Genomic DNA, 10,917 nt, shown 5'->3' with positions numbered 1-10,917 from the left:
TAATTCCTTTTGATTTGCGTTCTCTCATATCGCTTTTAGTCTAAACTCCAGTTTGAAAATACAGATAATTTTTACAAAATTCTAGATATAATCAATCGCCACAACATTGATTTACTGAGTTTGCATGGTCGCACGGTGAAAGATATGTACCACGGGGCTGTGAAATATGATTTAATCGCTGAAGCCGTTAGACGAGTCGATTGTCCAGTGCTTGCTAATGGCAATATCAACTCGGCGACAACTGCTGTTGAAGTGCTTTCTCAAACGGGCGCGGCGGGTGTGATGGTGGGACGCTGGGCGATCGGGAATCCTTGGATTTTTAATCAAATTCGGCAAGCTTTGCGAAGAGAGCCGATCGCACCCGTTCCTTTAGCGGAGGTACGCCACTATATCGATCGTTTATGGCAAACCCCCACAGCGGCAACTATGCCAGAGCGATCGCGCGTCGGCTACCTGAAAATGTTCCTCAACTACATTGCTCTGAGTGTTGACACTGAAGGTCATTTTTTACGGTTGATGCGACATACTTCTACTGAGGCAGAATTATTTAACCTGTGCGATCGCGTTCTCCTGACTGATTTGACGAAAACTTTAGCCCTAGCACCTTCTTTGAGTGTGTGATATCGGGCGTTCTTGAAACTTGCTGTACATATTTTTACAGCGATGTCATCAGTAACACCATAACAAAAATATCCCCGACTTTTTAAATAAGTCGGGGATTTCAAGCTCTCAATCTTTGGTAATCCTATTTGATTTCCAAAGCTATTTAATCGTACATAATATCACTCAAATTGCACAAGCGATCGCCCCGATACTACAATAAAACCTACAGAATCAAGCCTCAGAAGCGGCTGGCGAATTCCCTCTAGAATGGCTGCATTTAAAGCAGTTTCTATCTTCAATTCTTCAGCTAATGCGTTATCCCAACTTTGCTGGTTTAAACGTAGGCGTAATTGTTCTACTCTATTGGCTAATTTTTTTTCGGCAAGTGTAGCACAACTTTGACATAAATCAATAAAATCGGGACGATTGGCAAGTAATTCTGAAGAAGCATTACGCATTTCATAGCAAAAATTTTGCCATTTACTAGGATCGACAAAATCGTCAATAATTCCTAAGCGCTCTTTTGCTAGATTGTAATCTCGTCCTTGATTATTGTTTTTATCTTTATATGGACGTTGCAGAATACTTAAAAGAGCTTTATCCTCAACAGCACGGATTGGCTGCTTGCGACCATCAACATAGATAGTTTCTATAATTGGTGGAAATAGAGCATCAACGCGGCGCTGCAAGTTTTTGAATTGAGAATTATCTAGTTTATTATCTAGTAAAACTTGTTTGGCAATTCTTAAATTTGCCTCGACTACATAATTGCATTGAAAACCGAACCACTCCTTCCCTTCTTTCGCGTCCCAAGATGCATCAGTGCGCCAGAGAGCAAAGGCTTCACCTCGGTCATCCCAGTTGATATAGTTCGAGAGTGCTTCGACAAATCCTTCGCCAACTCGAAAGAGTTTAACACCAGGATTTTGGTTTGCTACTCTGCGATTATAAGTACCAAATTGGTCTAAGGAACTCTCAGCAAAACGGTTTTGTAAATCATTTATCGGCACTAATGTTCGCGTTGTTGGTTGATAACGTCGCATCTCTGATGAATCGGGGTTATTCAGTCCTCGGAATCCCAGCGCGTCGCAAATCCAGCCTTCAATTGCTCGTTTCATGTCTAGATGACGAGCATCGTAATTATCTAGCTCTTGAAAATACTCGGTAGCAATTTCATCGTTGGCATCAATTTCATCTAGAGCATTTTGTTCGCTAATTTTGGCTATTTCTGCTTCAATTTGCTCTTGAATTGGTGAAACCATCTCTAACAATCCAGCCGCGCCTGATTGAAACAAAACTGTTTCTAATTCTGCAAGTTTCTCATCCACATAAAACTGGAGACTGGCAATTGATTGTTGGAAAATCCCAAACCCATCTTTTAATACTTTATACCAAGCATTGTGAGGGCTATCTTCCAAGTAGGGGCCAATCAAGGCACTAGATTGGATGCCAATTTTGCTGCCAATGCGGTCAAGTCTGCCAATTCTCTGCTCTAATTGATTAGGCGACCAAGGCAGGTCAAAATGAATTAACCAATCGGCAAACTGGAGGTTACGCCCTTCTTCTCCAGAGCGATCGCATACTAAAATAAAGCAGTTGGGGTTATTCTTGAACCGATTTAAGCCTTCCTCAACTTTGTCTGGTGATTCTCCAAATTGATGGCTAGCTATTGTCTCTGTACCAAAGGTATCAGATAAATACCGGACAATTTCGCCACAAGCTTGCACAAAACTGGTAAATACAACAAATTTTGGCAGAATATCGCCAGTAATTGGTCTCTTAATTCTCTGCTGTATTCTCGTGATGAATTCCTTTTGATTCTTCCGAACGTTTGCGGGAATTTTGAAATAAGTACCTAGCTGATTCAGCAGCACTGTTTTCAAATTTTCCGTCCGTTGTCCGTCCTCTTGAGGTTGACGAATAATTTTTAGTAAGGATTGGAGAATCTCTTCTTCCCCTGAGAATTTGGGGGTTGTAGTTAATAGGCGAATATCATCTTCTTTAAACTCCTGGATGAGTTTAGCATGAGGTTTCGCAGTTAAACGCGCTGTAATTACCTGCTCTAAAATGCCCAACCAAGTCCCAGCAGCGAGAAATAACAGCAGAAAAACTCGCTGATATTGCTTGTCTTCAGGAGCAACACTCCGCCATTGATTGAGGAGTTCGTGGATATCAAGCGATCGCTCATCTAAATCGTACTCTTCTTTTGGTGTAAAGTTGCGGTCAAATATCACATCTTCCACCGCAGCGCGACGGTTGCGAAGCATTCGCCGATGTAGTCGATAGATATCGCTGACGTGGACGCGAATCGCTTGGACGATTTGCTCTTGCTCAGGAGAATTTGCTTGTAAACAATTTTCTAAATCATCCGCCAGCTTCAGAAAATACTTATCTTCAGCCAAGAGGTTTCGTAATTGCTGCAAGTTGCTTTTGAGAACCTCTGGTTCTGCACCTTCTTTAAAAGAAAGCAGAAGTTTACCAATTTGCTGACGGCTTTCAACTTTGGTGCGGAAACCTGCTAGATCGCCAATTTTATAGGTTGTCGGGTCGAGCAAGTGCAACATCGCCAGAAAATCCTGCTCGTGATTGAGAACCGGAGTGGCAGATAATAAAAGTAAGCGATCGCTTTTATGAGCAAGTTCTTTGCAAGTCTGAAAACGCTGGCGTACAGTTGCATCCTTAGAGGTTGCCATTGCGGCGATGTGATGAGCTTCATCTAAAATTAAGCAGCCTATCCTTGCTTTCAGGTTGATTTTATGGATATCTTCAACCGCCAGCACCGCTACCCGTTTGCCAAAATGGGAGATGTAAAACTTGTTTTCTAACTCAGTCCGCCATTGTTTGAGCAAATATTGCGGAACTATCACTACCGCACCTTTTTTCGGTTCGTCGAGGAGGAATTGACGGAGAATCGCACCCGCTTCGATGGTTTTTCCCAGTCCCACCTCATCTGCTAACAAGTAGCGTTGAATTGGGTCTTCCAGTACCCGCCTGACTACTTCAACTTGGTGAGGATAAAGATTAATATTTGCCGAAATCAGTCCCATCATCCCGCGACTCACAGCGCGTTGCTGAGTCAAGGATTTCACGAAAGCCAATCTTTTGTCGTGGAAATAGGGCGTTTCGTGACCCTTCATCGCCAGAGTTTGGATGGGGTCTGTATTTGGTAGATTACAACGAACGTAAATATCTTCAACAGATGCGATCGCAGTTTTCTTATCTGGTAAATCAATTTGATACATTTCTGTATCATCATCCCAGATAAAAACTCTGCCAACTATCCATTTATCCTGAGTTGGGAACTTGATATAGCATCTAGCTTGGGGTTCAAGCTTGACTTCAGAGAGCGAACTTAAAGGTAAAGTTTTTTGGAGACGTTGGCCTATAGAGCAGAAATACTCAACGATCGCATTGGTATCAGATATTTCCGTAACTTTTCCGATACCCAAAGAGTTATTCTGGGACTGTACCAATAAACCAAGCTTAATCATAGATCCAGTCCCCTGAACACACTAAAAGAACCTTCCAGACTAGTTTTTAGCCCATATCTGGCAGTTTTGTCGATCAACATTATAGATAATAACTGGTATTACAGTTTTTGTTAGAGCGATATCTACGACGGGCGATGACGCTCTCTACGAGAGGCTACGCGTAGCTTGCAACTCTTACAGAGTAAGCGGACTCGCTATTCGATGCCGCTCCACCACAGCCAATTAATAAAATTAGCAATTTTCAGGTAAATGCACCACACAGTAGAGGTACAGCATTGTTCTGCTTTTACAACATATACAGTTCAATTAAATGAAAACTGCTGTAAATTCACATTTCTCAGCAAAGTTTTGCCTAAAAGCGTGACTTTGTTAAATGTTTGCCAACACAATGCCATTGCAGGGTATTGCCAAATTAAATTTGCTACGAATTAATGAAATACTGTACTTAGCTGATTTTGTGGTGTAACAGATTTACGCTTTAGCTTGAGAAGGTCACGATACAATTAAAACTATGTACATTTATTGACTATGAAGAAAATTAGAGACAACACAATTAAGCTAAATCAATTTTTAAAGTTGATGGGTATAGTCCCAACAGGAGGCCAAGCCAAGCTGATGATTCAAGGTGGCGATGTTCAAGTAAATGGGATGCTGGAAACTCGACGAGGACGGCGACTAGTACCGGGCGATAAAGTGACAATCCAAGGACAAACTTTAGAGGTGAATTTGAACAACAATGAAGACCCAGAGGTAATGATAGATTTAACCGAACAAACCGAGTAAATAAAGTTGATCTCAAAGTTACAAATTTCTTTTTTTCTTTGTGAGTAATGCTGCAAATTTCCAACAAAGTTATCATCCCACAGACTGAAATTGAAATTACTGCGATTCGCTCCCAAGGAGCAGGAGGTCAAAATGTAAATAAGGTTTCTACCGCGATCCACTTGCGCTTCGATATTACAGCTTCATCATTACCCGATTATTATAAACAACAGCTTTTAAAGCTCAACGATCGACGCATTAACCAAGAAGGAGTAGTTGTAATTAAAGCCCAGGAACACCGAAGCCAAGAGAACAATCGCGAGTCAGCCTTGAAACGACTTCAAGAACTCATTCAAAGCGCAGTTGTCGTGACAATCAAACGCAAACCCACTAAACCAACTCGCAGTTCTCAAAGAAAACGCCTTGACCACAAAAGTAAGCGCGCACAGATTAAATCAAACAGAGGACAGGTGACAGATTGTTAATTCATCGATTATTTATAGAGAACATAAGTAAATAGACATAATTAAATATAAATAGGACTTACGCAAAGGTAAGGAAAAACGAACCACAGAGGACGCAGAGGTCACGGAGGAAGAGAGTTTGAGAGAGTTTTTGCGTAAGTCCTAATAAAATCAACTCCTAGTTTGTAGTGAGCGATTTATCGCTCAGAGCAAGGATGATCGGGACTAAAGTCCTGACGACAAACTTTAAATTTATTTATGCCTAGATACTTACATATTATTCAATATGAAAAAAGATGAATAAGATATTACTAAAGATTTTGATGTTTGCGCTTTTAATCTTGTTTATCATCTCTCCCTTTGCGGCCCTTGCGAGTTTAATGCTTGTAGTGTTAGTTGCGGCATTTTTCTTTTTACTAGGGGACGTGTTTCAAGCAATTATTGGTGGCGACACCGACCCGAAAAAGTCATAAAATCAAAATTCCAAATGAAGATAGGAATTTCCCATCGTTAAGCAATCAACTAGCGCTGTATTAGATTCAACACAGAAACGCTATAAACAGCGTTCGTTTTTCGTCTCGTTCCCCTGCTCAGGCTGGGAATGCTGTTCTAGAGGCTCTGCCTAGGGTGTTGGCGGCAGAGACGCAATTGAAGTGCATTTCCAGCCCAGAGGCTGGAAACGAGAGTTTGACAAAGCTTTTAGCTTAAGTTGACACCTATGAACATTGTTGTGCCCTTACAATAATCTGTACATCACAAAGTTGCAATCTGCTGTAAATGTATTTATTAGACCTCTTGCATAAATCAAAAATAAGAAAGAACCACACCCCCAACCCCTCCCCGCTTGCGGCTACGGTGTACACACATCTTTCTAGAAAACCAAAATCGTCCTAGATCCTCCTAAATCCCCCTTTTTAAGGGGGACTTTGAGAGCTTTTTGCCCCCCAATTTATCGGGGGGTTGGGGGGATCAAAAGGCTGTGGCGCAACTCTAGAAGACTTGTGTATACACCGTAGCCTTTGGAAGGGGAGGGTTAGGGTGGAGTAAAACCCTGGTTAATCAGCTATTTCAGACTTGTGTGTACACGGTAGCCGCTTGCGGGGAGGGGTTGGGGGTGGGGTGTTAGGGACTTTTGCAAGAGGTCTATTTTAATGAAAAATATCTCTTGTATTTGGCATAATAATATTTAAACAACTTGCTATTTTATAAATAAAAACACCGAAAATTAATTTATCTGAGGAGTAATAATTATATTTGCTGAAGATAAACACACTGAGGGCTAGTAGAGCTAAACTAAAGAAAAAGAAAAATTAAAAATTAGTATTCACATTATAATAAGTGTTATGAAAATTAATTTTTGATAACTTTCATCACAGCATAAACACTTTTTTATAGTCAACATTAAGCAGAATACATAGATGCGGATAATTGGACATATCAACAACAAAAGGTACCACCCATGAGTTCCCGCGCACTGCTGTTAGTAAATCGTCATGCTCGCCAAGGGCAAAAGGGTCTATCGGAAGCGATTCAAAGTCTGAAAACATTTGGCTTTGATTTAATTGAGGAGTCTACAGAAGATCCCCAACATCTTGCTGAAGTTATACTTCGCTATAAGCATCAAGTTGACTTGGTAATTATTGGCGGAGGAGATGGTACTCTAAATGCTGCCGTAGATGCTTTAATTGAAACTCAGTTACCTTTGGGAATCTTACCTCTAGGAACTGCCAACGATCTAGCGAGAACTTTGGGAATCCCTAATTCTCTCAACGAAGCTTGCAAAATTATTGCAGATGGACATTTACAGCGCATCGACTTGGGTTGTGTGAATGGCAAACACTTTTTTAACGTTGCGAGTATGGGATTGAGTGTAAAAATTACCCAACGACTTACCAAAGAAGTCAAGCGCCGTTGGGGAGTATTTGCTTACGCTGCTACTGCATTGCAAGTGCTTTTGGAAGCCCGACCTTTTACAGCAGAGATTGCGATTAACGGTGAATTGGTTCGCGTCAAAACAGTGCAAATTGCAGTCGGTAACGGCCGCTATTACGGTGGTGGTATGGCAGTGGCTGACGATGCCACAATAGACGATCAAAGGCTAGACCTTTATAGCTTGGAAATTGAACACTGGTGGCAGGTTATATTACTGCTACCTTCAATGCGACAAGGGCGACACATACATTGGCAGAGTGTACGCTCCCATCAAGGTCAAGAAATAGAGATACGTACTCGCAAACCTCGCGCTATCAATACAGATGGTGAAATCACTACCTACACACCTGCTCATTTTCGGGTTATACCTAAAGCTATAGCTGTTTTTGTACCTCCAGAAAGCAGGAGTTAGGAGTCATTCAATTTTAGATTTTAGATTTTCCTTAAATTCAAAATCTAAAATTGGCAGAGTTTAGAAGTTATTCTCCCTCATCTCCCTCTACTAGAAAGTGGGAACTCGCATCAACTCACGCCAAATGCATCTGAGATTTTCTCAAGATATAAAATCCCTGTTGCAACGCCTAGCTGAACAACCGCTGACTCTAGGTGATATTCTGACAGAAACCTCAGAACGGGGCTTCAGCCTGGTAATTACATTATTAGTTTTGCCTTTTTTACTTCCTATGCCACCGGGATTAACTGGCCCTTTTGGTGGTGCTTGTTTGCTGTTGTCAGTGCAAATGGTTTTAGGAAGGCGATCGCCTTGGCTACCGAAAAGAATCGCTAACTACAAATTTCCTCGTTCCTTCGCCCAGTTACTTTTACAAAATTTGGGACGGCTTACCAAAGTTTTCCATAAAATCGCCCGTCCCCGATTAGCAAAAATAGCTCATAATCCTTTAATTTGGCGAATTAATGGGTTTTGTATCTCTTTATTAACAGTATTACTAATATTACCAATTCCGTTTACAAATCCTATCCCGACTATCGGTATTTTACTTTTGACTGTTGCCACCATAGAATCTGATGGTTTATTAATTTGCATCAGCTACGGCATTACTGCCCTAATTACCTTGTTGTTTGGATTTATTGGTTATGCATTGTGGTTAGCTCCCAGTTTGCTGCCATCGATATTGAAATAATAAAAGCCTCCAGCTTTTGGCTGAAGGCTGTAAATTCTTAGGGTGCATCTACCATTTATTAATCCGCTTTATTTATTGCCATATCCGGGCAAATTAGATTTTTAAGCAAATTTATTTTCTTGCCAAATAAAAAAGTGTCAGCAATAAAAAAGCCTCCAGCTTTTGACTGAAGGCTGTAAATTCTTAGGGTGCATCTACCATTTATTAATCCGCTTTATTTATTGCCATATCCGGGCAAATTAGATTTTTAAGCAAATTTATTTTCTTGCCAAATAAAAAAGCCTTCAACTAAAAGCTGAAGGCTGTAATTTAATTAAGGTGCATCTACCATTTATTAATCCGTTTTATTTATTGCTATATCCGGGCAAATTAGATTTTTAAGCAAATTTATTTTCTTGCAGAATAAAAAAGTATCAACAATAAAAAAGCCCTCAACTAAAAGCTGAAGGCTGTGATTTAATTAAGGTGCATCTACTATTTATATATCCGCTTTAGTTGTTGCTACATCAGGAAGAATTGAAAAGAAATGGATGCTTGTGGAATTGATTTCGTTAGCTACAACGGTAGTACTAGTCTCCGAGGATCGCCTTCGGTATTTGACTAGGTAATCATTGACCAACTTCACATTAATTTTACAATTAGCCCTATTTTCCTCTGAATACACAAAGTTTCTGTTAATATCTCTGATTGGATATCCGCAATAGTACGAATTTAGTTTATTAGTTGGGTATATGACTATGAAAGTTAGACACACCCAACTTGATGAAGCGATCGCAATTTCTATTAGCCCTTGCTAGTCTTAGTATTGTCGGGGGGAGCTTTTTTCTGAGAACAACTTTTAGCAGTACTAGCGAGCCTAAAATTATAACTGATACATCACGCTACAAAGAAATTCGTAATCAGCTATGGTCTGAAAATGACCAAATAAAACATTTTCCTAATGAGATACCCCCTGATGCTAAAGACGTTCGTATTGCTTACTCTCCCAAAGTTTTGCAAGGAAGTAGTTTTTTTCAAATTAGGTTAAAAGAGCCACCAAAGAAGATAGAAAAATTACTTTCACAATACAGAAATAGTGCCAAGCACAAATATATAGGTGGTGACACAAACGACCACATAAACCAACCTAACGGTGTGCCGACAACTTTCTTCTATACTAGTGATTCTCCTACAGAATCTTTTCCAGCTACTTATGAAATATTGGTATTGAATACAGATGACAAAGGTAGACCTGGCTTTAAGTGGAATCATGGAGATAGCTACGGCGTTGCTATTAATAGTTCCACCTCAGAAATTATCTATTGGTCTGAAAAATGGTAATTAGCAATTAAAATTAATTTTTAATTGCTATGAGAAAAATCATTATTTTTGACATAGGACTTCAGAAAAAATATCTGGATCGGCGGCAATTATACTTTCAGAGAAAACCGCAAGAAGAATCAGTCAATTGGGAGGCTGAATTTAGCAAAAATTTCCACAAAATATTTTTTGAGATTGAGATAGCAATAAAGGTAAATGTGTGTTTCAACTTTTGCAATAGCTTCCATTGAAAAATTATGGGTGCAGCAAACTAACCTTCATTTCATTACTAAGTAATGCTTGTACTCTTTTTGGTATATCACTTTGGGTAGTTAAAACTTATAGCCAACATCGCTAAAATTTATAAGTGCTTAAAAACTATCTAAATATGTATAATGCCAACTGCTTTAATTACTGGTGCTTCTAGTGGTATTGGTAAAGCCTTTGCCCAAGAACTAGCTGCACGCAAGACAAATCTTGTACTCGTTGCTCGTTCTGAAGATAAACTAAGCCAATTAGCTAAACAACTACAAGAACAACACAACATTCAAGTAGACGTTATAGTTAAAGACCTCACAGAACCTAATGCAGCAGCTAGTGTATTTGATGCCACAAAATCAAAAGAATTAACTATTGACTTATTAATCAACAATGCTGGTTTTGGTTACTATGGCGACTTTGCTGAAGGAGATGGAGAAAAACAAGTCAAAATCGTACAATTAAATATTTTAGCATTGGTAGATTTAACTCATAAGTTTTTACCCTTGATGCGGCAACGTCGTTCTGGAAGTATTATTAACGTATCCTCTATTACCGCATTTCAACCAATACCATACCTTTCTGTTTATGCTGCAAGTAAAGCTTTTATTCTCAGCTTTAGTGAAGCATTATGGGCAGAAAATTATGAGTATGGTGTTCGTATTTTAGTCACTTGTCCAGGGCCAATAGAAACAAACTTTTTTGCAGAAGCTAATTTTCCTCCAGCGCTGGCAGGCAGTACAGATAAAGTTTATTCTTCCGAAAAAGTGGTTTGGGAATCTTTAGAGGCTTTAGAAAAAGGCTATCCAACTGTTATTAGCTCTGATACTACCACTCAAATTAGAAGCAAATTATCTCGGCTTGTACCGCGCAAACTTCTACTGAATATGTTAGCGAAACGCTTTAAAGCCTAAGGGAACTCCAAGAAATAAATTATCCAATATTGTGGGGTGGGCATCTTGCCCG

8 protein-coding genes and 1 pseudogene are annotated in these 10,917 nt (G+C 39.8%); 8 read left to right on the top strand and 1 reads right to left on the bottom strand.

Going from position 1 to position 10,917, the window contains the following annotated elements; genetic code table 11:
* Positions 1 to 42 precede the first annotated feature (42 nt).
* Positions 43 to 621, top strand: a pseudogene (locus ACM0OX_RS33810) (tRNA-dihydrouridine synthase); the annotation flags it as partial.
* A gap of 161 nt (positions 622 to 782) precedes the next feature.
* Here ACM0OX_RS33810 and dpdE read toward each other — a convergent pair.
* A complete protein-coding gene (dpdE, locus tag ACM0OX_RS33805) occupies positions 783 to 4,094 on the bottom strand; it encodes a protein DpdE (protein WP_414519373.1) in 3,312 nt (1,103 codons plus the stop codon).
* Between the two features lie 528 nt (positions 4,095 to 4,622).
* On the opposite strand from dpdE, the gene ACM0OX_RS33800 reads away from it, so the two are divergent.
* The 7 genes from ACM0OX_RS33800 to ACM0OX_RS33770 all read left to right on the top strand — a co-directional run bounded on the left by ACM0OX_RS33800 (position 4,623) and on the right by ACM0OX_RS33770 (position 10,865).
* On the top strand, positions 4,623 to 4,877 hold the full coding sequence (locus ACM0OX_RS33800; RefSeq protein ID WP_414519371.1) for an RNA-binding S4 domain-containing protein: 255 nt from the start codon (positions 4,623 to 4,625) through the stop codon (positions 4,875 to 4,877).
* Between the two features lie 47 nt (positions 4,878 to 4,924).
* Positions 4,925 to 5,341 (top strand): alternative ribosome rescue aminoacyl-tRNA hydrolase ArfB, encoded by a 417-nt coding sequence (arfB, locus tag ACM0OX_RS33795; protein WP_414519369.1) that lies wholly within the window; start codon positions 4,925 to 4,927, stop codon positions 5,339 to 5,341.
* 275 nt (positions 5,342 to 5,616) lie between these two features.
* On the top strand, positions 5,617 to 5,793 hold the full coding sequence (locus ACM0OX_RS33790) for a hypothetical protein (protein ID WP_414519367.1): 177 nt from the start codon (positions 5,617 to 5,619) through the stop codon (positions 5,791 to 5,793).
* Positions 5,794 to 6,779: 986 nt separating this feature from the next.
* Entirely contained in the window at positions 6,780 to 7,664 is an 885-nt protein-coding gene (locus ACM0OX_RS33785) for a lipid kinase (RefSeq protein WP_414519366.1), read from the top strand.
* A 124-nt stretch (positions 7,665 to 7,788) separates the two neighbouring features.
* Complete coding sequence (locus ACM0OX_RS33780) at positions 7,789 to 8,394, top strand: exopolysaccharide biosynthesis protein (RefSeq protein WP_335056556.1); 606 nt, start codon at positions 7,789 to 7,791, stop codon at positions 8,392 to 8,394.
* 762 nt (positions 8,395 to 9,156) lie between these two features.
* On the top strand, positions 9,157 to 9,714 hold the full coding sequence (locus ACM0OX_RS33775) for a hypothetical protein (RefSeq protein WP_322670822.1): 558 nt from the start codon (positions 9,157 to 9,159) through the stop codon (positions 9,712 to 9,714).
* Positions 9,715 to 10,088: 374 nt separating this feature from the next.
* Positions 10,089 to 10,865 (top strand): SDR family NAD(P)-dependent oxidoreductase, encoded by a 777-nt coding sequence (locus tag ACM0OX_RS33770; protein WP_414519363.1) that lies wholly within the window; start codon positions 10,089 to 10,091, stop codon positions 10,863 to 10,865.
* The last annotated feature ends 52 nt before the right edge of the window (positions 10,866 to 10,917 follow it).

The sequence above is a fragment of the Nostoc sp. PCC 9305 genome (assembly GCF_963920915.1).
In the GTDB taxonomy this organism is placed as follows: Bacteria; Cyanobacteriota; Cyanobacteriia; order Cyanobacteriales; family Nostocaceae; genus Nostoc.
This window is presented reverse-complemented; position numbering and strand designations above follow the sequence as displayed.